This is a genomic window from Paenibacillus sp. G34 (genome assembly GCF_056856875.1).
The window spans coordinates 3,349,209-3,372,192 of sequence record NZ_CM166469.1; the positions used below are offsets into that span (position 1 = coordinate 3,349,209).

Annotated in this window: 22 protein-coding genes; 13 read left to right on the top strand and 9 right to left on the bottom strand. The window is 42.5% G+C overall.

The window, feature by feature from the left end; genetic code table 11:
• Positions 1–167 precede the first annotated feature (167 nt).
• The 5 genes from AC1VYS_RS15085 (at position 168) to AC1VYS_RS15105 (ending at position 5,844) form a co-directional block, all read left to right on the top strand.
• Positions 168–1,049 (top strand): nucleoside hydrolase, encoded by an 882-nt coding sequence (locus tag AC1VYS_RS15085; protein ID WP_482910375.1) that lies wholly within the window; start codon positions 168–170, stop codon positions 1,047–1,049.
• Between the two features lie 270 nt (positions 1,050–1,319).
• On the top strand, positions 1,320–2,378 hold the full coding sequence (locus AC1VYS_RS15090) for an AraC family transcriptional regulator (RefSeq protein WP_482910376.1): 1,059 nt from the start codon (positions 1,320–1,322) through the stop codon (positions 2,376–2,378).
• Positions 2,359–3,150, top strand: coding sequence for an SDR family NAD(P)-dependent oxidoreductase (locus AC1VYS_RS15095; protein WP_482910377.1), 792 nt, complete (start codon positions 2,359–2,361; stop codon positions 3,148–3,150). The genes AC1VYS_RS15090 and AC1VYS_RS15095 overlap by 20 nt, the downstream gene beginning before the upstream one ends.
• A gap of 329 nt (positions 3,151–3,479) precedes the next feature.
• Positions 3,480–4,226, top strand: a complete 747-nt coding sequence (locus AC1VYS_RS15100; protein WP_482910378.1) for an ABC transporter ATP-binding protein — start codon at positions 3,480–3,482, stop codon at positions 4,224–4,226.
• Positions 4,210–5,844, top strand: a complete 1,635-nt coding sequence (locus AC1VYS_RS15105; RefSeq protein WP_482910379.1) for a hypothetical protein — start codon at positions 4,210–4,212, stop codon at positions 5,842–5,844. The genes AC1VYS_RS15100 and AC1VYS_RS15105 overlap by 17 nt, the downstream gene beginning before the upstream one ends.
• A gap of 123 nt (positions 5,845–5,967) precedes the next feature.
• On the opposite strand, the gene AC1VYS_RS15110 is transcribed toward AC1VYS_RS15105, so the two are convergent.
• A complete protein-coding gene (locus AC1VYS_RS15110) occupies positions 5,968–6,789 on the bottom strand; it encodes a MerR family transcriptional regulator (RefSeq protein WP_482910380.1) in 822 nt (273 codons plus the stop codon).
• 131 nt (positions 6,790–6,920) lie between these two features.
• Here AC1VYS_RS15110 and AC1VYS_RS15115 point away from each other — a divergent pair, with 131 nt between their 5' ends.
• Both AC1VYS_RS15115 and AC1VYS_RS15120 read left to right on the top strand, forming a co-directional pair.
• A complete protein-coding gene (locus AC1VYS_RS15115; protein WP_482910381.1) occupies positions 6,921–8,429 on the top strand; it encodes an MFS transporter in 1,509 nt (502 codons plus the stop codon).
• Positions 8,430–8,483: 54 nt separating this feature from the next.
• Positions 8,484–9,047 (top strand): GNAT family N-acetyltransferase, encoded by a 564-nt coding sequence (locus tag AC1VYS_RS15120; RefSeq protein ID WP_482910382.1) that lies wholly within the window; start codon positions 8,484–8,486, stop codon positions 9,045–9,047.
• A 28-nt stretch (positions 9,048–9,075) separates the two neighbouring features.
• Here the strand turns inward: AC1VYS_RS15120 and AC1VYS_RS15125 are convergent, their stop codons facing one another.
• Positions 9,076–9,984, bottom strand: a complete 909-nt coding sequence (locus tag AC1VYS_RS15125; protein ID WP_482910383.1) for a helix-turn-helix transcriptional regulator — start codon at positions 9,982–9,984, stop codon at positions 9,076–9,078.
• A 136-nt stretch (positions 9,985–10,120) separates the two neighbouring features.
• Here AC1VYS_RS15125 and AC1VYS_RS15130 point away from each other — a divergent pair, with 136 nt between their 5' ends.
• The 3 genes from AC1VYS_RS15130 to AC1VYS_RS15140 all read left to right on the top strand — a co-directional run bounded on the left by AC1VYS_RS15130 (position 10,121) and on the right by AC1VYS_RS15140 (position 14,271).
• Positions 10,121–12,829: a glycosyl hydrolase family 95 catalytic domain-containing protein gene (locus AC1VYS_RS15130; protein ID WP_482910384.1), complete on the top strand. Its 2,709-nt coding sequence runs from the start codon at positions 10,121–10,123 to the stop codon at positions 12,827–12,829.
• 195 nt (positions 12,830–13,024) lie between these two features.
• Positions 13,025–13,186 carry a hypothetical protein gene (locus AC1VYS_RS15135; RefSeq protein WP_482910385.1) on the top strand — a complete coding sequence of 54 codons (162 nt, stop codon included), beginning with the start codon at positions 13,025–13,027 and terminating at the stop codon, positions 13,184–13,186.
• Positions 13,187–13,383: 197 nt separating this feature from the next.
• Positions 13,384–14,271 (top strand): RCC1 domain-containing protein, encoded by an 888-nt coding sequence (locus AC1VYS_RS15140; RefSeq protein WP_482910386.1) that lies wholly within the window; start codon positions 13,384–13,386, stop codon positions 14,269–14,271.
• Between the two features lie 148 nt (positions 14,272–14,419).
• Here AC1VYS_RS15140 and AC1VYS_RS15145 read toward each other — a convergent pair whose 3' ends face one another.
• Entirely contained in the window at positions 14,420–15,961 is a 1,542-nt protein-coding gene (locus AC1VYS_RS15145; protein ID WP_482910387.1) for a glycine betaine uptake BCCT transporter, read from the bottom strand.
• Between the two features lie 209 nt (positions 15,962–16,170).
• On the opposite strand from AC1VYS_RS15145, the gene AC1VYS_RS15150 reads away from it, so the two are divergent.
• Positions 16,171–16,683: a GNAT family N-acetyltransferase gene (locus AC1VYS_RS15150; protein ID WP_482910388.1), complete on the top strand. Its 513-nt coding sequence runs from the start codon at positions 16,171–16,173 to the stop codon at positions 16,681–16,683.
• Between the two features lie 138 nt (positions 16,684–16,821).
• Here AC1VYS_RS15150 and AC1VYS_RS15155 read toward each other — a convergent pair whose 3' ends face one another.
• From AC1VYS_RS15155 to AC1VYS_RS15175, 5 genes are read right to left on the bottom strand one after another with little or no spacing between them, the layout of a single operon-like run.
• Positions 16,822–17,118, bottom strand: a complete 297-nt coding sequence (locus AC1VYS_RS15155; RefSeq protein ID WP_482910389.1) for a spore coat protein — start codon at positions 17,116–17,118, stop codon at positions 16,822–16,824.
• 11 nt (positions 17,119–17,129) lie between these two features.
• Positions 17,130–17,330 carry a hypothetical protein gene (locus AC1VYS_RS15160; protein WP_482910390.1) on the bottom strand — a complete coding sequence of 67 codons (201 nt, stop codon included), beginning with the start codon at positions 17,328–17,330 and terminating at the stop codon, positions 17,130–17,132.
• Between the two features lie 31 nt (positions 17,331–17,361).
• Positions 17,362–18,498: a zinc-dependent alcohol dehydrogenase gene (locus AC1VYS_RS15165; RefSeq protein WP_482910391.1), complete on the bottom strand. Its 1,137-nt coding sequence runs from the start codon at positions 18,496–18,498 to the stop codon at positions 17,362–17,364.
• Positions 18,495–18,881, bottom strand: coding sequence for a spore coat protein (locus tag AC1VYS_RS15170; RefSeq protein ID WP_095357838.1), 387 nt, complete (start codon positions 18,879–18,881; stop codon positions 18,495–18,497). Before AC1VYS_RS15170 ends, AC1VYS_RS15165 begins: the two co-directional genes overlap by 4 nt.
• Before the next feature lie 11 nt (positions 18,882–18,892).
• Positions 18,893–19,135 carry a spore gernimation protein GerQ gene (locus AC1VYS_RS15175; protein ID WP_221804462.1) on the bottom strand — a complete coding sequence of 81 codons (243 nt, stop codon included), beginning with the start codon at positions 19,133–19,135 and terminating at the stop codon, positions 18,893–18,895.
• A 175-nt stretch (positions 19,136–19,310) separates the two neighbouring features.
• Here AC1VYS_RS15175 and AC1VYS_RS15180 point away from each other — a divergent pair, with 175 nt between their 5' ends.
• Both AC1VYS_RS15180 and AC1VYS_RS15185 read left to right on the top strand, forming a co-directional pair.
• The gene (locus tag AC1VYS_RS15180) at positions 19,311–19,589 is read left to right on the top strand and encodes a hypothetical protein (protein WP_482910392.1); all 279 of its coding nucleotides are present in this window, start codon (positions 19,311–19,313) and stop codon (positions 19,587–19,589) included.
• Positions 19,590–19,890: 301 nt separating this feature from the next.
• Entirely contained in the window at positions 19,891–20,976 is a 1,086-nt protein-coding gene (locus AC1VYS_RS15185; RefSeq protein ID WP_482910393.1) for an L-dopachrome tautomerase-related protein, read from the top strand.
• A 166-nt stretch (positions 20,977–21,142) separates the two neighbouring features.
• On the opposite strand, the gene AC1VYS_RS15190 is transcribed toward AC1VYS_RS15185, so the two are convergent.
• On the bottom strand, positions 21,143–22,909 hold the full coding sequence (locus tag AC1VYS_RS15190; RefSeq protein ID WP_482910394.1) for a methyl-accepting chemotaxis protein: 1,767 nt from the start codon (positions 22,907–22,909) through the stop codon (positions 21,143–21,145).
• Between the last annotated feature and the right edge of the window lie 75 nt (positions 22,910–22,984).

The window sequence follows — 22,984 nt, forward strand, 5'->3', positions numbered from 1 at the left end:
GGAATGTGAGGGTAAGGGAGTCGCTTGCACCTTCAGCCAAGTGCAAGATTTTGATGTCTGATTACTCATTTATGATAAACTGAGCTATATCAAATGTTGGAGGTGCAGTATGGGGATTTGCACTGTTCTCTTGTATAGCTAATTTTTAAATACAGGAGGATGATTACATGGAAAAAGTACTGCTTGATACCGATATTGGCGGAGACAACGATGATGCCATTGGTCTGGCCTATTTATTAAAAGAACCACAGTGTAACTTAGTTGGCATTACAACCGTATGTGGAGAACCGGAGAAACGGGCGGCTATTGCCAGTGCCATTTGTAAAACGGTTAATCGGAATATTCCGATCATTACAGGACTGGACACAACGTTGCAACCTGTGCCTGTCTATCCAACCCCGGACGGTGCGGCGGCCTTATCCAACTGGGAACATAATATCTATGAGAAATCGGATGCACCTGCATTTATGGATGAGATGATTAGGTCTAATCCACATGAAATAGTGTTACTCGGCATTGGAAACATGACGAATATTGCAACATTGTTTAACACCTATCCCGATGCTCCATCCCTGTTAAAAGGACTCTATGTGATGAATGGATATTTCGGCCATGAACCATTGCCTGAGCCCTATTACAATTGGAACTCATGGGCAGATCCGCTCGCATCTCAAATTGTTTTTGCTTCTAACATAGCGACTCACCGAGCCATCACACTGGAGATTACAGATCAATTGACTATAGAGGCAACCAGAGCTGGAGAACTTTTCCCGGCGAAATCCGAATTGATGAAATCCGTATTTGATTTTGGCAATTCGTGGCTGGAAAGCTCGAACAAGCTGACTCTACACGATCCGCTCGCGGCTGTTAGTATTTTTCATCCCGAAGTTTGTCAATTCGAAAAAGGATTTGTCCGCGTGGAAACCCAAAAGCAAACGTTAATGGGAGGTACCTCATTCGAAGCAGCCCGTAATGGCAACGTAGAAATTTCTCGGGAAGTCGATAAGGAACGTTTTTATCAAATTTTATCACGTACATTACAGAACTGAAGAGATATTCCTAATTCAAGTCGCTAATTTAGCGACTTTTTATGTTATAGGGACAAGTTGTAAATAGTGCTGCTTACACCTGAGGTAATGCAAAGAAGGATTGTACCATGACCTGAATATGGTTTATAAACGGCGTAATTCGTTAGTCTGTTGTCACCCTGTGCTAGTTACATATCAAAAAGTTAAGGGTATTATCATATTCATGAGTCAGCGAAGACGAGGAAGTTTTGTCATTCGGGAGTGTCAGTCAGCAGAAGGAGGTGCAAATGAATGTCATCCCATTCCTATAACCGTATCAAAATGCCACAAGGTTTCTGGGAAGGACTGCATCAGTTAGGAATTGCCTCACATGATGTAGCTCGCAAAGCCGGATTACCGCTTACCATCATTTCCGAAACGACGGTAAATACCGCTCAATATTATGCTATTTGGCAAGCGTATTCCGACCTCGTAGGCGATATTGCCCAAGGGATCATCAATCTTGCAACCGTTTATGAAGTAACGAAGTATCCGCCGCCGATATTAGCCACATATCATGCCCGTAATTATCGCGATGCATTGCATCGGATGGCCAGGTATAAACAACTCTGTCCTCCTGAAAGATTAAAGATGGTTGAGGCGGGGGAGAGTTTTACAATTGATCTGGAGTGGATCGTCACCGATCAGACTTGTCCGCCATTACTGGTCGGCATTACATTAGCATTCCTGCTTGAATTGGGACGGAAGGGAACAGGACGTCCTCTTATTGCAAGTGCGGTAGAATTTACCCAGCCGATGGGAGATACAAAAGCTCTCGAAGCTTATTTTGGCTGCCCGGTCCGGACAAACGGCAGTCAAAATCGGTTGACGTTACATCGAAAAGACCTGGATCTTTCTTTCCTCACCTACAATGAAGAGTTACTTGAGATTTTGAGCCCTTCACTGGATCATACGCTACATGAACACAAAGTAAATCGTTCCATGTCGGACATGGTCAAATGGATTATGAAGCGTAGCTTAAGTGCCGGACGGCCAGAAGTACAAACCGTCGCTAAGGAATTGGGTATGAGTGACCGCACTTTGCAGCGCCGATTAATGGATGAAAAAACAAGTTTCGTACATCTGCTCACCCAGGCAAGACATGAACAAGCACGGATGTACTTGGCTGACTTATCGCTTGATATCAAGGATGTCGCATTCCTGATCGGATATGAAGACCAGAATTCATTTTACCGTGCATTTCGTGCTTGGGAAGGAGATACACCTGCCAATTGGCGAAGCATACATGCGAATAGATACGTCAAACTAGACAGAGATGGAGAAATGGATTATGGATATGGGATTAAATAATAAAACAGCATTGGTGACAGGATCGACAAAAGGAATCGGTAGAGCGATTGCTATGGAATTAGCCCAAGAAGGGGTCAACGTACTTATCAATGGACGATGTGCTGAAGAGGTAGAACGAATCGTGCATGAGATCAAAACTGCCTATCCGAACACTTCTCCTCAGAATGCGGCTGCCGATATTGTCAACGCCACTGAACGGGAGGCTTTGTTCAAAAGGTTCCCACAGGTTGATATTTTGATCAACAACACCGGGATTTACGAAATCATGTCTTATTATGATGTAGACGACACCGTATGGGAAAAATATATTCAGACGAACGTGCTTTCCGCAAACGCACTGACCAAATTTTATTTGCCAACCATGCTGGACAACGGCTTCGGAAGGGTCATTTTTATCGCGAGTGAAGAAGCTGTAATGCCTGGACATATGCCGCAATATGCCGTAACCAAATCCATGCTGCTCTCTTTATCGAAGAGTTTAAGCCAATTGACCAAAGGTACGGAAGTAACGGTCAATACGATCATGCCTGGACCAACCCTTTCGGAGAATGTAGAGCAGATCATCGAGAGTGTCATTCAGGATGAGAGTCTGACCTTTGGTGAGAAAGAAAAAACGTTCATGACGGCCAATCTTCCCCAATCCGAGTTGCAGCGTTTTATCAGACCAAGCGAGATCGGAAGACTAGCAACATTTGTATGCAGCCCTTATGCAACGCCATTTAAAGGTTCACCGATCCGTATGGATGGGGGAATGGTTCCAACAATCTACTAGTGGGTGTACAGCCGAGGTGGTTTACATGGACAGAAATCAACAAGAGATTATAAAAACACCCTAGCGGACTATCCTTCGATAGTTCGTTTTCTTTTGTTCGCAGCTACAACAAGGAATAATATGTATTAAGATCGAATATTAGTTGAAAGATTGTCTAATTTCCCAAGTAAATGACATGGGTCCAAGAAGACAGTCTACCTTTCTAAAGGGATGTCAATGGCTATCCTTTTATGAAAATAACTTGAAGGGATTGATACGTATGAAAACTAAACAATTAATCAATTTGTATATGAACGAAAATAATGGCTTTGGAAGCGAGGAGTTAATCAATGAAACTGGTATTACAGAATGTAAGGAAGAGTTTTGGTGAGAAAAACGTATTAAACGATCTAAACTTTAAATTTGAAAAGGGAAAAATCTATGGCCTTCTTGGTCGAAATGGCGCTGGAAAAACAACCTTATTCAATTGTCTGGGTGGCGAGATTCAGACGGATAGCGGCACAATGGAACTAGTTAACGGATCAACATCGCGTCACTTGGAAATCGATGATGTAGGTTATGTTTATTCTATGCCCATACTACCAGAATTTCTGACGGGATATGAGTTTGTACGATTTTTTATAGATGTTAACGCTGATGTAATCGAAGGGCGAGGAAATGACATCGATAGCTTATTCGACATGATGCACATGAAATTAGAAGACCGCCACAAACTCATTAAACAGTATTCGCACGGAATGAAAAATAAAGTTCAAATGATGTTGTTTTTACTAATGAAACCCGCAGTGATTCTCCTGGACGAACCTTTGACTTCCTTTGACGTCATCGTGGCGAGCGAGATGAAACAGCTGCTGCGTGATATAAAAAAGGATCATATCCTCATTTTCTCAACCCATATCTTACAACTGGCAACGGATCTGTGTGACGAATTAGTTATTTTAAATCATGGGAGTTTGACTCAGATTTCGCCTGACATTCTCACTCAACCCGACTTTGAAGCACAAATAATTAAGTTATTGCGACATGAAGGCGAAGAGGGTAGCCAGAAGGAGAATGCCGATGCAGGGAATCTTTAATACGATTTCTCGTATGTGGCAGTTGCAGGTGATCACGCTAGTCAACCGTTTAATATATTTCATGCAAAGGTTACCGGTTGTTGGCACTTTCATTCGTGACCAAACATATGCTACTTTCCGGGCGAAACGCATATTAGGTGCAATTGCAGTTATTTTAATGTTTGGTGCTGGTTTATTAGAAAGTTTACTCTACTTTTCGGGAATGCTCGTACTGCCTATTCTTTTATGGACGGATGGTCATTATACAGAGCGATTTACACTTGTTCTTCATATGTATTTTTGCATTAGTGGCGTGATGGGTGCAGTAACGACTGCAAAAGCGTTGGAGACAAACAAGATGAAGTATACTGCAATCAAACTTATGCGAATAGCCCCAACTCGATTTATGCGAGCCATACTGTTTCACAGGTATGCCACATTTTCCTTGTATCAAGGGATAGCCTTTACGCTGGTTGCCTTATATTTCAACTTTTCGATTATTCATGTATTGCTGGTCGTCGGAAGCATGACGTTTTGGAGAGTCTTATGCGAGTTTTTACATTTGGCACTATTCCAGCGGTGGGGCATAGTTCTCATACAAAAAACATGGGTTACAGGTTTAACGATGATAATCGCACTTGCTCTTGCCTACCTTCCTTTAACCCAGTGGAGTATTCCTTTATTTGGTGCCGCGATATTGGATCAACGTTGGTTTGTGACAATCATTATGTTGTCAGGGACTGTCGCTGGGTATGTTTTGCTCAAACATACGGATTATACCGCTGCAGTGCGAGCAGTAACAAACTATGCTGATCCAATGTTAAACAAAGAGATCATGATCGCTGATCTTCAACAACGAATGATCCAGTCTACAGGGAACGACCTAAGTTTACTATCCACTTCTAACCCTGGTGGCGTCGAGCAGATCACCCAGAGCAACTTAGACAAAAAGGGATACGAGCAAATGCACGCACTCTTTATGAAGAGGCATAATAGTCTCCTTCAAGCACCGTTTCGCAGACGTATAATAGCTATTATAATCTCAGGCTTGATCTTGTCTGTCTTGGCACTCATTTTCAAAGACCGTATTTCTCTGGACTATGTTGGAAGATTTACACCTTTACTTATCATGGTTATGCTTAATTTGACCGTGGGGAGTCAGATCTGTAAAGTGTTATTTTTCCATTGCGATATGCCACTTATGCGATATGCTTTTTATCGCAAACATGCGAAACAGCATTTCCTTTTGAGGTTAAAATATATACTAAGCACCAATCTAAAATTAGGCTTGTGTTTTGCGGCTGTCATAAGTGTGTCTGTACTCATATTAAGTGAGGGACGGAATATAGATACACTCCTTGCCATATGGATTTTGATTATCACGCTGGCTGTGTTTTTCTCATTACATCATTTATTGTTGTACTATGTGCTCCAGCCCTACACAGGGGAGTTGGAGACCAACAATCCTCTTTTTACATTCGTAAACAGTCTTATCTCATTAGGCATGGTTGTCTCGATTTTTATAGGGCCTACACTTTGGGTATTAGCTGCTTCCCTAACTGTGTTGACCATAGGTTATCTGTTTAGTGCGTTACCTCTTGTAAACAAGTATGCTCATCACCATTTTAAAGTCAAATGAGAGTGAACATATGGATTTGCTAACTTCGCAAAATGCTCTCAATCTAAACGTTTAACATTAATCCTCCCTTTTAAAAAAGAGGGGGGATTTTGTTATTCATCTGGCTTTCAAATGAGGAAGAGACTACTGTGATACTTGAACAAATATCCGTATTTTATAGTCGTCTGGATTCTTTTCTGTCCAATAGGTGTGCAGTTCCAATGCATATACATCTCCGCTTACTTTCATTGCTTTACGTGCAATGAACTTTTTAATGACAGAATATGTTTGTGACATGCTATCGTATGACCCTTTATGATCTATAACTACATATAAACCTGCAGGTTTAATAAACAGCTTTTCTTCAGGAATAGGGGCCTTTATTTGGTTAGCTATGTATTCAGGATAATCGCCTCCCGATTGAAATCGGTCTTTACTTATAATCGTCCAAATCGGAAATTCATGATCGATATAGTGCGTTTCACAATAGTCCCGATGTTCGGTTAATTTTTTGGCAAACTCCTTATCACCATCACCTGCATCCAGTTGGGTAGTTATAAAATACTCCTCCACACATTCCAGAATCTTTGGTTCGTTTCGTAATTCTACTGTTGCTTCCTCAGTCATCTTGATGGCACTTGTCAGAATATTTTGCATTTGATTAATTCTTCGTTGTTCTCTTTCCAACTCCACCTGTTTCTCTTTTAACATATTTATGAATAGAGGCGTATTTTGCTTTTGGAGAAACACCTTGATTTCCTCTAGTGAACTCCCGGCTTTTTTGAGCACGATAATCAAATCAAGTACAAGACATTGTTGAACGGAATAATAACGGTAGCCTTTAGAATTGACAAATTCAGGTTTTAAAAGTCCAATATCATCGTAATGAAAAAGAGTGTGTTTAGTCACTCCGCAGGTTTTAGCTAGTTCACTGGTTGTGAAATATTCGTTTGATATATTTGACATTTTCTATCCTCCATGCCTCTATAACTATTTATTAGTTGCGCTGAGATTGTTTGTTGACTATAGGGTTACCCTATACATTATAGTTCAATATGTTAAAAGTTTAAAATAAATCGTACGGAGGAAGATTACTTATGTCGACATTCAAACGCTGGATGATTTTAATCATTGTATCCAGTGCACTCTTACTCATCGTCATGGATATGACGATTCTTTACACGGCTATGCCCACGTTAACACATGAATTAGGTGCAACCGCTTCACAAAAATTATGGATTTTAAATGGTTACTCCCTTGTTATGGCGGGTTTGCTTCCCGCAATGGGAACACTGGGAGACCGCCTTGGTTATAAACGGGTTTTCTTAATCGGTTTGATTATATTTTCAATCGCCTCACTTACTGCGGCTTTTGCTCCCAACCCCTATGTTTTGATAGCGGCAAGGGTACTTCTTGCTGTTGGAGCATCGATTATGATGCCTGCTACCATGGCAATCGTCAGAGTTACTTTTACAGATCCGCGTGAGTTAGGCTTGGCTATTGGCATTTGGGGTGCTGTTGCCTCAGGAGGTGCAGGACTTGGACCCATTGTAGGCGGACTTCTTCTCGAGTATTTCTCGTGGGGATCTGTATTCTTAATTAATTTACCCATCGCAATTCTAGCATTTGTACTAACCATATTGCTTGTTCCTAAACATGAAGGGGATAGAAGTAAAAATTTTGACTTAACCAGTTCAATCCAGATCATGATTGCCTTGGTGACTCTAACTTATGCGATCAAGGAGTTTACTCGCCGCGAAGGTTCGGTAACTTTTGCAATCATTGGAGCTGCTGTCGGCATTGTGGCACTTGTTATCTTTATACGTCGTCAGAACAGAAGTTCTGATCCACTTATTGACCTTTCATTATTTATGATACCTTTATTTACCACAGGATTTATTACGGCATTGGTAGGTTTATTTGGTATGACGGGAATCCAATACATTGTGACGCAACGGCTTCAATTGGTTGAAGGTTTCAGCCCGCTACTAGCCGGAGTGTATACGTTAACGATCCCTTTTGCGTCTGTCATTGCAGCCCCAGTGACCGGAATGCTTTTGAATCGCTTCAATGTTATTTATATCAAGAGTGCTGTACTATTCATTTCAGCAGCAGGGCTCGGAATCTATCTTGTGCAATTGGATTCAGGCATTGCCGGGCAGATTTTTGGATTAGCACTTTTCGGAGCAGGCTTAGGTGGCGGGATGACCGTAGCATCTCATTCTATAATGAGCAGTGCTCCGTATGAAAAAGCAGGTATGGCTGCATCTATGGAAAGTGTGGGATATGAAGTTGGTGGAGCTACAGGAATAGCCATAATCGGAAGCCTATCAGGTCTTGTGTACACGTTAACCATGAAAATTCCAACAGGATTGAATGTTTCAGTAAAGGTGAAAGATAGTTTGGATGAAGCTTTAATCGTAGCAGAAGGGCTGCCTGCATCAGCCTCAGAAACATTGAAGCAGGCCGCGCGATTTGCATTTGATCAGTCCTTTTCCGCTGTTATTGTAGCCATTATTGTGTTATTTGTAGTTGCTTCATTCAGCATGCTATGGATTGGATCACGATCAGTGAAAAAAGTAGAGGAACAGAGGCACTTGGGGTAAGTTGAGGAAAGATCCAACTCTGAATAGTGTGATAACCATCTGGAGGCGATTAAAGTGCTGGAATTAGAGTTTACAACGATAGACACCTGGGATGAAAACTTATGGACGCGGATGGAGAGGATCTATCGAGAGGCTTTTCCATATGGCGCCAAGACAAAAGTGATTCTGCGCAGTATGCTGGATCGGGGGATTGGTTATTTACACATGGGAATTCATCAGGGGGATGTAGTTGCTATGGCGGTTACTGGACTAGTGGGAAAGGGTGAAAATTCTCTCCTGATCATCGACTATCTCGCGGTTGAACAGAAGTTGCGTGGGTCGGGTATAGGGACACGGATGCTGAAACAGCTTAGAGATTGGGCAATTAGGGAACATAGAATCAATGGCATGATTATCGAGGCGGAGTCCGGGACAACGGAGGCTCATCTGGAACGTATTCAGTTCTGGCAACGGAACGGATTTGTCCTGACCTCCTATGTTCATCAATATAGCATGGTGCCAGAACCGTATCAGGCAATGATGCTGCCACTGGGAAAAAGCACACATGTGCCTGATGATGGTAAAGCACTATTTCGTTATATCAATGCTTTTCATAGGGTTGCTTACCGAAAAAGTTAGGCTCTTATTAAGGAGTTTGAAAGAACTCTCAGTTCAACCCTTTTTCCCGATTTTCACGATGCTCACTACGATAAATTGTGGGAGACTGATTATAATATTTTTTAAAGGAATGACTAAATCGTTCCGGTGTCGAAAAACCTGCCGCGTTAGCTACTTCTCGAATCGGCAAATCGGTTGTCAATAGAAGCTGTGCTGCAGCCTCCATACGTGCTTGCCATTTTTTGTCCTGGAATGACATTCCGTATTGCTTCCGCACGGTCCGTTCTGTCTGCCTTGTACTTAATCCAATTTTATCCGCAAGCTGTTTCAGTGTTATGGATTGATAATCATATAAGAAACTGTTTTCAATGGTCACAAGCCTGCTATCATTGAGTGTTTTAACCGGTGCATTTAGCACATTAGGACCTTGGTGATAGTGTCTGATTGATCGAGTAACAATCATCTCGAGTATATTCGTTGTCATTTGATGAAAACCAATATGTTGGAGAGACACCTCCCGGGCAAGCATCTCAAATAAAGTCATCATGTTTTCCTGATCGGGACCGATCCAGAAAGGTGTATCCACCAGGCACCTAGAGAGAAGCTGCTTGCTGGGGCGATTTATTGCTTTTTGTTGCAAGTGAACGGGTCCAGATACAATCTCAAAAAAAACACAGTATTCAGCCATGGGATCTGTTTGATCCGGAATTTGCTCATGTTCAATCTCAGGGCCGGTCATAAACAAAGTGCCTGGCGTCAAGGAATAATGCTGGCCGCCCGCAATAAGAAGCCCTTTGCCGCTCGGAATATAATGAAGTTCATAGCTGCCATGACTGTGGCTGTGTTTGGGCATGGTTTGATGAAAATAACCGAATTTTACATATAGTAAGTTAAGGACAAGATCATCAAGTTTGAACTTGATATCCATATCATCAATATCTATCGGGGGTAGATTCATGGTCTATTCTCCTCTGTCATAATGCGACATCATGAACGGAACTTGGTCGGCTCTTGTAATAACACAACTTCATTCCTCATCCCTATAATTATATCTATGAAATCATGATTAGGAAATGAGAAAAGGGGAGAAGGAGTTGGAAAAAACGAGAGCTCATCTATATGATAGAGGCAATTATGCTCTAGATTATACCGAAATACCCGTTGTAAGTCCGGGGCATGCCTGGAGGGATGGCATGGTAAGTGGCAATGGAAGAAACGGTTATATCACGTCAGGTTCACCGTATTCCGATAGCTTTATTTTTCAACATATGTGGTTCAATTTCCCTTCCGCTGACCCTAGAGAGATACCACCAGAACTGACTAGTCAATTGCAGGAAGCCAGACAAAATGTGTTTGAACAGAATGACCAATGGAAAATCAAACACGACAATGGTGAGACCCGTGTAAGAACATTCTATTACAGTTACCATCCAGGTCATCAGCTCCGTCTGAATATGGTGAACAGAGGAAAAGTGTCGGATTATGAACGATGGACGAACTATGAAACTGCCGAAACGGGCGTAAGATATCGTGATAACGATGGCCTGTGGGTACGCACTTCGTTTACATCCAGAACAGATGACGTTTCCATCACCAAGCTGGAGCATTCCGACCTTGGACGGAAGATCAATATGGTGTTGCAGCTTGATGATATTTCACATATGGACGGCGCCCATAACGGAATGTCTGAAGTTCAAGCTCTTCGATACAAAAAACTGGTAGATACTGAAGCTAATTATGTTGCTCAAGTGGTTCATTATCCGTCTTATGGGGACAGTGAACTGTGTTATGGAGGCTATGCAGGTGTTACTCAAGTTATCATTGTTAACGGTTCGAAGGAACGAATCGTGTTGGAAGACACAGACGAGGAGATGAATGTAGGGCTTGAACAAAACCCTGCGATTCAGATTAAAGATGCCGATGCCGTGTACCTCATCACCACTTCGGGACGAACTCATGAAATGGGCAGTATAGAAAACTTTGCCGACTGTCCAGACTACTTCATTGTAGATGAGTTGTTACAGCACACCCAGTCAGTCGTGCAGAAGTATAGTCATGCACAATGTGCATTTGATTATGAAGAGGCACTTTCATTACATGCCGCATGGCATTACCGTGAATTTAACGCTGTACGCTTTGCTCTCCATGGCGATGAGGAGCATAAAGATGTGGATAATCGGAAACTCATTGAACTTCAGCAGGCATCTGCAAACCGAATTAATCATGCTTTTATGGAACAGGTATATAACCAGGGGCGATATGCTATGATCTGTTGCAGTGGAAGCAGTGCCCCGCGCTTATACGGAATGTGGACAGGTGAATGGAATCCGGGGTGGAGAGGCATTTACACACTTGATGCGAATGTGAACCTGCAAGTCGCAGCGATGAACACGGGGAATTTAACACAGGCTCAGCTAGGATATATTACATTCTTCCTCAGAAACGCCCCGGATTTTGAAGCCAATGCCCGTATGGCCTACGGCATGCATGATGCGATTCAGGTGAGTGTTAACTCAGACGGAGACTGTGCTATGCATGTCGAATATGATAACGACTATCCTTTTGAATACTGGAATGCAGGTGCGAGCTGGTGTTTACTTCCTATTTTTGAATACTGGCAATGTTTCGGTAATCGCAATATTCCTATTGTGGAGGAGATGGATATCGATCGTCTGCAATTCCTGTTATCTGTTCATGACAACGGCTTATCCGATGCAGCATTCTTAAGCCTAAAGGAACGTGGTACGCTTAATCTGCTTGAAGATATCTTGCTTCCATTGCTCACCAAGCAAGCTAACTTCTGGCAACAGATCTGTACACCTGAGTATTTCACAGATGTTGCGGGACAATCACGTTATGAACCAGGCAAACAATCATTACTTGCCGGAGAGCGTTATATGATTATTCCTACGTACTCTCCTGAAAATCACCCCATCGGTTATAACAGCACGATCACCGCAAACGCTACGATGGACATTTCTGCAGCACGAGATGGATTAAATATGGTTATTCAAGCGGAGTTGGCTTTAAAGCGCCCGGGATTTGAGAAAGCGGTAGATAAGTGGAATAAGCTTATGGGTCAATTGCCAGCATATCGTTTCGATGAAGATGGCGCACTCTGTGAGTGGGCTATGACCGAGTATATTGAAAACAATGATCACCGGCATCTGAGTCATTTATATGCTGCCTGGCCTGCTTATGAGACGCACAGTGATGCTGATCTCGCTGCGGCTTCTGCTATAGCTCTGGCAAACAGAGACAAGTTCAACACAACAGACGCTACAGCAGGGCATGGCTGGATGCATAAAGCACTCGTACATGCACGCTTGAAAAATGCGGATGGTGTCCTTCATTCACTTCTGCCGATGATGACCGCAGAAGGGTATTATGATTCTTTGATGACTGATCATGATACTAACCGTAGAAATCATTGTTATTGTACGGACACCGCTTTTGGTGTAGTTGCCGCGGTACAGGAAGCTTTGCTCTATTCCAATACGGGAGAGATTGAAGTCTTGCCTGCACTTTCTTCGGACTGGGAATCCGGTAACGTCGACGGGCTGATGGCGAGAACACAAGTGCAAGTAAGCCGTTTGTCTTGGGACCAATCCGTGGGGATAACAAGCGTAGTGTTGTTCTCACTTATTCAAGATAACACCATTCGTCTTAGTTCGGGGTTGCCATGGACAACTGCACTGGTTGATGGAGTAGAGGTGCAAATTCACATGAATGGCAAGCAGAAATATGTGAATTTAACGTTACCAGCGAATCAAGAGATTTCGATTGTTTTCAGTAGGGCTTAGGTGTGGACTCAGTAGAATCTGACTTTCTTTGAGCATAGCAAAAACCTTTTACAAATATTATCAGTGGGTTATAATACAATCACCAGATGAAATTACCCAACAATTAAGTGAAATATTGTTATTCTTCAATGAGTTTTGCTTCATAACTGAATTTCGTCGACAGAATATTTCATTAAAAATATGGGAGGTTATGTTATGTTGAAGAAGAAAATTTCCACAGCACTGAGTGCAACTTTAATTGTTTCTATGTTAGCTGCTGGTGTCATCGTTGCGATCCAAGGCACAACCACGTTAGAGGTAGCGAAAACAGCAGGGGATAAAAAGGTTGAAGTTATCAAAGGTATTGAAAACAACTGACACAACAGTCACTAGAATCAAAACACTGCAACATGATAGAGATTCTCAAAAATAGTTAATGGATTAACCTCAGGATAGGTACATCATCTGAGGTTTTTTCGTTATTACAAATATTCAGCTTAAAAATCATTGAAGAATATTGATTTAAATGAATGAGAAGAAAACAGCATTTACATTTCTTATGAAGGAGGAATGAAATGGACTACAATTCACATGAAAAAACACAGTTAGATCCGAAACGTCTTCGCAACTCTACTATAGCAGCGGGTCGTCGTCATACCGTTGGTATTCGATCAGACGGTACCGTAACAGCAGTGGGTGATAATAAATTCGGACAGTGTAATGTAAGCGATTGGAGTCGTATCGTCGCAGTTGATGCTGCAAATGTTCATATGGCTACGAACACGGGTAATGCCCACACGGTTGGTCTTCAATCTGATGGTACGGTAACAGCTACAGGTTGGAATAAACATGAGCAATGTAATGTAAGCGAATGGCGCGATATGGTTTCTGTTTCAGCCGGTTGGTGTCGTACTGTCGGGGTGAAGTCAGATGGAACGGTGGTTGCAGTGGGGCGAAATAATGAAGGGGAGTGCAACGTTAACAGCTGGCGCGATATTGTAGCGGTCACGACGGGGGACTGGCATACAGTCGGTCTCAGATTAGACGATACAGTAATAGCCGTTGGTAACAATAAGTATGGACAATGTAATGTTAACGGTTGGAGTGACATATTAGCTGTCTCCGCAGGGTATCTTCATACGGTTGGGCTTCGCTCGGATGGCACGGTTGTCGCGGTGGGTAGGAATAAGGAAGGTGAATGTGACTTAAGTGGATGGCGTGATATTGGTGCTATTGTAGCGGGAAGTTATCATACGGTAGGTCTAAAATTGGACGGTACGGTCATTGCTGTGGGTTCGAATAAACATCATCAATGCGTTGTAAGTGAATGGCAAGATATTAGAGCTATTTCAGCAGGATGTGCCCATACTATAGGCCTGAAAGCAGATGGTACGATGGTTGCTGTGGGTGATAATGATTATGGACAATGTGATGTAATCGAATGGAGTAACATTAAACCATAAACCGCCCTAACAAAGCGGTTATTCATGCACCGACTTAAGAAATGCATCATAAGTGAATAAAAGGACACCACGCAAAGTGGGTGTCCTTTCGGTCTTTCTGTAGAGACTGTATACGCTAGAGATCAAAGATACATTACCTGCTGGCCATTCAGATCTGCAGGTTTTCCTGTTCTTCCAGAAGTCGTTTCAGCTTTTGCCGCTGTCGTTTTTCCTTCTGACGGCGCTCTCGATCCTCAGCTTGCAGAGCTTTGAGAAGGGAGACGCACATACCAATAAGTACAACTGCGAATGGCAGTGCAGCCACAATAGAGGCTGTCTGAAGACCATTCAATCCCCCACTAATCAACAATACAACCGCAATTGCCGATTGAAAGATACCCCAGGTTAGTTTGACTCTTGCACTCGGGTTCAAATTACCATCTGTGGTTAACATGCCCAGAACAAACGTAGCCGAATCCGCTGAAGTAATGAAGAAAATCATGATTAAGATTGTGGCAATGAAAGCTACGATCGTGCCTAAAGGTAGCTGCTCCAACATAAGGAATAGAGCTGTTGTCGTATCTTGCTTGACAGCTTCCGCCAGATTTGCAGCATTAAACAACTCCATATGAAGACCTGTTCCACCAAAGACAGAGAACCAGACAAATCCGAAGAGGCTTGGAATGAGCATCACGTAAATCACGAATTCTTTTACCGTTCTTCCTTTGGATACCCTTGCTATAAAAGTCCCGACAAACGGAGCCCACGCGATCCACCATGCCCAGTAGAATAAAGTCCATGCTCCAATCCAGGTTTCTCTTGAGAACGGCGTTAGTCTCAAGCTCATGTTGATAATATTTTGCAAATAATTACCTAAGGTTGTTGTAAATGTGTCAAAGATAAACGTAGTCGGTCCGGTCACCAATACAAATAACATCAATAGCAAAGCTATCACGAGGTTCGTATTGCTTAGAATTTTAATCCCTCGATCCAGCCCGGAGGTGGCGGAGATTAAATAAAGCACGGTTACCACTGTAATGATGATCACCTGTACCGTCGTGGAGTTAGCGATACCAAATAAGTGATTCAGTCCTCCACCAATCTGCAGTGCACCCAGTCCCAGTGATGTTGCTACACCAAAGATGGTGGAGATGACCGCCAAAATATCAATTGCCTTGCCAAGCCAGCCTGCCGCAAGACGCTCTCCGATCAAAGGGATAAAGGTGGAACTAATCAATCCTTTATATCCTTTTCGGAACTGGAAGTAAGCAAGCGCTAAACCGATGACGGTATAGATTGCCCAAGGATGCAGTCCCCAGTGGAAGAAGGAATACCGCATGGAAAGTCTTGCTGCCTGAGCGGTTCCGGCTTCAGCTCCTTCCGGTGCAGATAAAAAGTGGGATAGCGGTTCGGCAACTCCCCAGAAAACCAGTCCAATCCCCATACCAGCACTAAACAGCATGGATAACCAGGAAATCGTAGAATATTCCGGTTCATCATCGTCATCCCCCAGTCTGATATTGCCGAATCGACTGAACGCCAGATAGAAAGCGAAGATCAGGAAGAACAGTGTCGCCAGCAGATAAAACCAGCCAAAATTGTGAATCGAGAAGTTGTAGGCCACGTTAGCCACATCAGCCAGCTGATCAGGAGCAACAGCTCCCCATATTGCAAAGAGTGCAACGATGATAATTGTGATTGTAAATACCATGATGAGACCTCCGTTATGTATGCTTTTTCCAACTGTTCCTTAGTATGTGCTAGTCCAGCTAGTAATCATGCGAAAAACCAGCTGTTGATAAAATAAAACAAACCAACGTATATTGAAACATTCTCACCTAAATATATACTAGCGAAACAAACTTGAGGTATGTAGTATTTATATAATACTAATTCATTTATTGCCATAGGAGTGTTATTTTGAAAATAATACAAGTGTTTGAATATCAAATTAATGAGCAATTAGAGGCCGACATACAACATTTATTAAATACCTCTTTTCCTGAAATTTACCCTACAAATCGAATTTATTTCAAACAATTGCCTCATTTTCGATTTCTCGCGTTTAATCCAGAAAATCAACTTGTAGGACAGGTTGGTCTAGACTACAGAGTGATGAATCTAAATGGAGAAAGCATAAGAGTATTAGGTCTGATTGATTTATGTGTTTCCATAAACCGTCGCTCTGAAGGAATAGGTTCCTTATTATTGTCAGAAGTGGATCAATTATCGAAAGAAGGGAGCGTAGACTTTATACTATTGTTTGCAGATAATACGAATTTGTATACGAAAAACGGGTATCAAATGGTGGAAAACAACTGTACATGGTTGAAAATTGATCAAGAATCACAGAATACCATAGATATAGGGCGCAAGTCTCTTAATGAATTGTTGATCAAGAAAGTGGGAAACAAAGCCTGGCACCTATTTTAGGCATGAAAAAATCCCCTTCCAGTAAACATGATTAAGTTCATCTTAACAGATGTTTTTTCTCATGTTTACTGGAAGGGGTAATACCATATTAGCGGCTTCTTTATTTTACAAGTTTATCTCCTACCTAAGAAAGCATACTCAGGGCAGTATATTCATAGCCGTTTGAATGTTTTTCAGATCAAGTTGAATTTGTTCTGGCAAATTGTAAGGGTGGTATAAGCCATGCTGCACCATGTAATTTGATATCTTTTCATGAGAATCTATAGCTTCATCGAGCTGTTTCATCAACATCTGCTTGATTTCGGGAGTAGCACATTCGGTCACAGCCATAGCATAATTTCGGACTGCACTCTTGGCATTTATCAAAAAGTCCATGGCAATCACATCATCTGTCAGCGTATGAAGCCCTGACATGTGTTCTAATATTGGGTTCATTTTTTTATCTCCTATACAGTCGCTTTAGACAGCACTCCACCAAGTTCCTGAAGTTGCTGTTGTGATAATGTAACATCTTGCTGCAAAATTTGCATGAGATCCGGGTCGGTTACCAGAGTTTGCAACGTCATCGATTTAGTCAAGCAAACCGTCTTGAATGCAGCTATTTCATGTACCTCAAGCATCTCATGTAAGGCATAATTGGAATTCATTCGGATTGTCCTCCCAAGTATCTATCCATATTTAAGGCTTTAAGATGACTTTTATACAATTGTCCGTTTTTGTATCAAACACTTCATAACCCCGCTTGGCATCGCTGAGCGGAATGACATGCGTAACAATGTCGCCAGGATCCACTTTGCCAGACGTAACCAACTCGTACATATACGGCATGTAGTGAATAACCGGAGCTTGTCCAGAACGGATATTCACGTTTCTCTGCATGATGTCACCGAGCGGGAATCCGTTATATCGACCACCGTATACCCCAGTGACTTGGATGGTGCCGCCTTTGCGGACAGCCTGAGAAGCAATGATAAATGCGCTCATTGTTCCGCCTTGCAGTTTCAAACCGCTGGCTAAAAATTCAAGATCACTCATCTTGCCGTCCATGCCCACCGCATCGATCACGACATCAGCGCCGCCTTTGGTCATTTCCTTAAGAGTGTTGCCAATGTTATTATCTTGTTCAAAGTTTACGATTTCGACATGATTCGTTCGCTTCGCGTGTTGTAAGCGGTAATCGACATAGTCAACGGCTATGACCCGCTTGGCTCCTTTAAGCCAGCAGAATTTCTGGGCCAGGAGTCCAACTGGGCCGCAGCCAAGAACAATAACCGTATCTCCATTTTTTACGCCAGCATTATCTACACTCCAGAAGGCCGTGGTCATGGCGTCAGCGATCAAGCTTAACTTTTCGTCCGGTTGTTCGCAGCTTTCAGGAATTTTGAAGTGGGTGAAATTGGCAAACGGAACCCGTAAATACTCAGCTTGCCCACCAGAATACCCGCCAGTCGTTCCCGAGTAGCCGAAATATGCGCCCATATCTCCGTTCTCGTTGGAATTGTCACATTGGCTTTCTAGCTGATTTTTGCAATAAAAGCATTCTCCACATGCGATGTTAAACGGAATAATTACACGGTCGCCTTTTTTTAGGTTTGTCACGCCAGGGCCTACTTCTTCTACGATCCCCATCGGCTCATGTCCGATGACATAGTCCTCTTGAAGGTTGGGGATCATCCCGTGAATAAGATGAAGGTCAGAACCGCAAATGGCGGTACTGGTGATCTTTACGATCATATCGTCCGGTTTCTCAATCTTCGCATCCGGAACCTCTTTGACCACGACATTTTTAACCCCTTGATACGTTACCGCCTTCATGCTTTATGTCCTCCGATATGTTCATCTGGGGTCCGATCAAACATCCCTTTACGCGACGTATCTCCCGGGAACAGATTCATCTGCCCGATCATCACGGTGTTGTTCGCCGAAAGCTGGTCGAGTTGGTACTGTTCGTTCAATTCGTAAGGATGGAACCATTTTTTGCGAATCATGAGCTCCGAGATTTCCTGGTGCATAGCAATCCCTTGTTTAAGCTGAGTGTGTAGCAGGGCTCTTACATCTGGTGAAGCCGTCTCCGTCAGGGCGATGGACAAATTACGCACACCTTCCTTGGCACGAATAAGGAAGTCCATGGCAAAAGTCATATCTGCCATTTCCGGCATATTCAATGAATTAATCGGGTCTAAATAATCGGTATTCATTTGAGCTCCCCTTAATGTGTTATAGGTGTCGGACTACTCGGAACAGGCGCTTGGAATGGAGCTTTCGCGTAAATGGCTTGCAGCTCGGCGATCTGTTGTATGGATTGAGTGACGTCTTTCTGCATTAAAGCTTTTAGCTCTTGATCAAAAACCAAGCCCTGCATCAGTTTCGATTTAGCGATGCACAGCGTTTTAAAGTTTAATGCTTCATGGAGTTCCATGGATTCGTGCAGCGCTAACGTTGGATTATTCATGGAGTAATATTCACCTCCTTTTTCTCATCAACGTTAGATTTTCCTACAAATCAGTTCTTATACTAAAATGGATTTCATGAGATAGAAGACCCAATATTCCCATACAATTGCAGGAATATAAACAAATTGTTAACCCGATACTTATTGTTGTTCACAAAAGGGAGGAGGAATCACTGTGCCCAATAAAAACAAAATTGATCTAGTCACCGAAAATGCAAGAAAACCGGCAGAAGGTGCCCTTAACTCTAGTGGGAATACACTGGAGCAGCATGCATCTAACTCGGTTTCTGAGGTGCAGACGGCTTTAAGTCAGGCAATGATCTCGTTCAATGAATCTAATGCATCGAATTCACAAGCACTGGAGAAGGCTCGGCAGCAATTAACCCGAGCAGATGAATTTTTAGATCAAGCGCAAACTTCAGCAAACGCATTACGTCTGCCAGACCAACAATAAACCGTTCTCTGTACTTGTAAGCTTAGCAGATATTTTCCTTCTTTTCCGACTTTTCTCCGATACTCTCTACATGAGTAATTACCCTGCGTTGACGATTGGAGGAAGCAGTTTTCCTAGAGCACATATAGTCACGATCAACATGCTTCGGCTTACGCCGAAGTTTTTTGTTTTCTTTTGATGTTTCGGACAGTTTTAAAAACACATAGAAAAAGAATGATTACAGGTCAGGTATTAGAAAAAGTCTTGAACATAGTATAGGTAATATCCATTCAACTACGTGGAGGAGGAGATCATTTAGCCTATGTTACCTATGGAAGAATATTTCGGTAAGTTCGAACTCGTTCATTCGTTTTACGGAGCCATGCCTACAGGTGTTAGTGTATCCGAAACCGGACGTATTTTTATTTGTTTTCCGAAATGGGGGGATGATGTCAGATTTACGGTAGCAGAAATTGTTGAGGGGCAGTTGCAGCCTTATCCTGATTTAAAAACCAATTTGTTCGATCCTTTGAATATCGCGATGTCCTTCATCAGTGTGCAAAGTGTTGTTGCAGATGGAAGAGGAACCCTGTGGGTACTGGATACGGCTGCACCGAATTTTTCCGAGCCTATGAAGGGAGGGGCAAAATTAGTTGCGGTAGATTTAGAAACAAATACGATAAAAAAGGTCTATACATTTGCAGAAGATGTAGTCTTACCAACAACGTATCTGAATGATGTCCGTTTTGACTTTCGTGTAGGTCAAGCTGGTTACGCATATATAACGGATTCTTCTTCAAATGGTCCAGGCGCTATTATCGTCGTGAATTTAGAAAACGGAACAGCGTATAGACGGTTGAATGGAGCAAGCTCAACCTCACCCGATCCGTATTTTGTACCGAAAGTGGAAGGTAGAATTTTGATGAATCGAAACGCGGATGGCTCGACATCTCCCTTTCGATTGGCCTCTGACGGTATAGCCATTTCTCCGGATGGTAAAATGTTATTCTATTGTCCATTAACCAGTCGCCAGCTTTACTCGATTTCAACAGAAGCGTTAAGAGATAGAACGATACCGGATTTCAAGTTAAGTGATCTTGTGCAGTATTGGGGAGAAAAGGGGGCATCGGATGGGATGATCACGGACGCAAAAGGAAACGTTTATGCTGGAGATTATGAAAACGATAGTATTCGTAAGATATTGCCAAACGGAACCATGGAAACGATCGCCCATGATCCCCGACTTTTATGGCCAGATACGTTTTCTATTGGTCCGGATCAATATTTATATGTAATTGTGAACCAATTACATAGGCAGGCAAGGTTTCATTATGGAAAAGACCTACGAAAAAAACCTTATAGTTTATTACGTTTAAAAATCGACGACTTACCAGCACCTACCTTTTGATAAATAGGAATCCCTTTTACAAAGGACGTAATCGAACAATCATTTCTCCTAAGGCTTCGAAAATCATAACTTTAAAAGTTGAATTTTTAAGAAAAGATCGCTAACCCTTATCTCGCACGTAAGAAAACCCTGTGGCCTGTTTTCAACAGGCCGCAGGGTTTTTAATTTAATGAGAATCTGATTTTTGTAATGCAATCTGAAATTGATCTGAATACGATTTGAGGTTATCGGCAAGGAGGGTAAGCTCTCCGGAAATGCCCGATAGTTCATTGGCCGAACGCTGTTGCTCTAAAGCACTGGCGGAAACTTCTTCGGACATGGCTGATGTTTCCTCAGTTGTGGAAGCAATGTAACTCAAATGTTGCTCCACCTCTCGGCGAATGGATTGCATATGGATTGTCCGATCATCCAGACGTTGAGCAAGTTCATGCACTTCAGAGGATAGCCGGCTTACCTGTTTGAAGCTTTGAAGACATTCGGCAATCTGTTCTTCCTGTTCCTTGGCAGCTAACATATTTGAATCCAGATGCGTTCCCATATGATGAATTTCTTGAACAAAAGAACTCAGTATCTCATCAATTTCCTGAATCGAACGTTCGGATTCTTGAGCGAGTTGTCCCATCTCATTAGCAACAACTCCAAAACCTTTACCTGCTTCACCAACACGGGCTGCTTCGATCGAAGCATTCAAAGATAAAATTTGAGTTTGTTTTAATATGTTGTGAATCTGTCCACTGATGGAAGATGCAAGTTCCGAACGTGTCGTCAGCGACTTTGAAATGTTCTGTTGATCTTCAACAAGTTTGGCGTTCTCACGACCCTTTTCTAGCAGAACCTCATGTTGGCGTGTCACTTGTATTTGCAATGCAGATAACTGATCGGAAGTACGGGTGAACTGTTCCACATAAGAACCTACTTCATTCATAATACTACCCAGATTTTCAGAATGCTGGACGGAGTGTTCTGTCTCTTCAGCTTGTTTCATGGAGCCTATAGCAATTTCCTCGATGGCTCTGGAAAGCTCTTCAGACTGACGCTGATTGGTAAGAGATGTTTTGGCAATATTTTTAGAAGACTGTTGCAGTGTAGCGGAACCTTGTTGTATTCCCTTCATAATGTTCGTTAGTTGAACAACCATAGTATTAATTAGGTTACTGATGTCCCCGAGTTGATCGTTTGTCATCTGAGTGGATACAACTCGGAGATTCCCGGAAGAGACCTGTTCCAGGCTTGACTTAATGTCAGATACTTGACGAAGGAGCCCTCTAACGACAAGCAGCATGATGATGAAAGATAAAATTAAAACCACTGCAAAAGTCGGGATAACTTTACCATATGTATTATTCAACGTTATTGCAGAGACGCCTTCAACTTCCGCTGCAGACTGGTCCATACCCAAATAACCAATAATAGTTCCTTGCGAATCTTTAATTGGTGTAAAAGAGGACATAAGCATTCCCCAGACAGGATCTTCGACAATGCCAGTAGTTACAACTTCACCGCTTGCCAAACGTTCTAGAGTTTGAGCGTTCAGCTCAAACGCAGTCCCGTAAGGACTGTATTCCGGATCGTCCCAATCCGCGCCATCCACGGTGTAGACCCATCCATTCGGTGTTTTATTATACATATAGACATAAAGGGCTCCCGATTGAAGGCGAGCCTTAACAAGCTGTTCTCTAAGTGTTTTGTATTCAGAGCTTTCCTCCGAACCTGAAGTGTATAACGAGTTGATTAATGCCGATTGCTTACCCATCTCAGAAGCGATGTTCACTGCAATCTTCTGGTTATTATGCTGCATTGTCATCAAGGATGAATTTTCACTGGAGTAGTTCGTGGCCCACAGAATCAGGCCACCCATAGCCAGTAATGGGACAAGGATGATCGAATATAATTTTAATCTTAAATCCATTCTTTTGTTGCGCTTGTGTTTCACGTTCTGTTCCCCCTCGGAAGTAAATAAAGCATAATTATTATGAACTTATACTATCTTATCGTAAAATTAAGGATT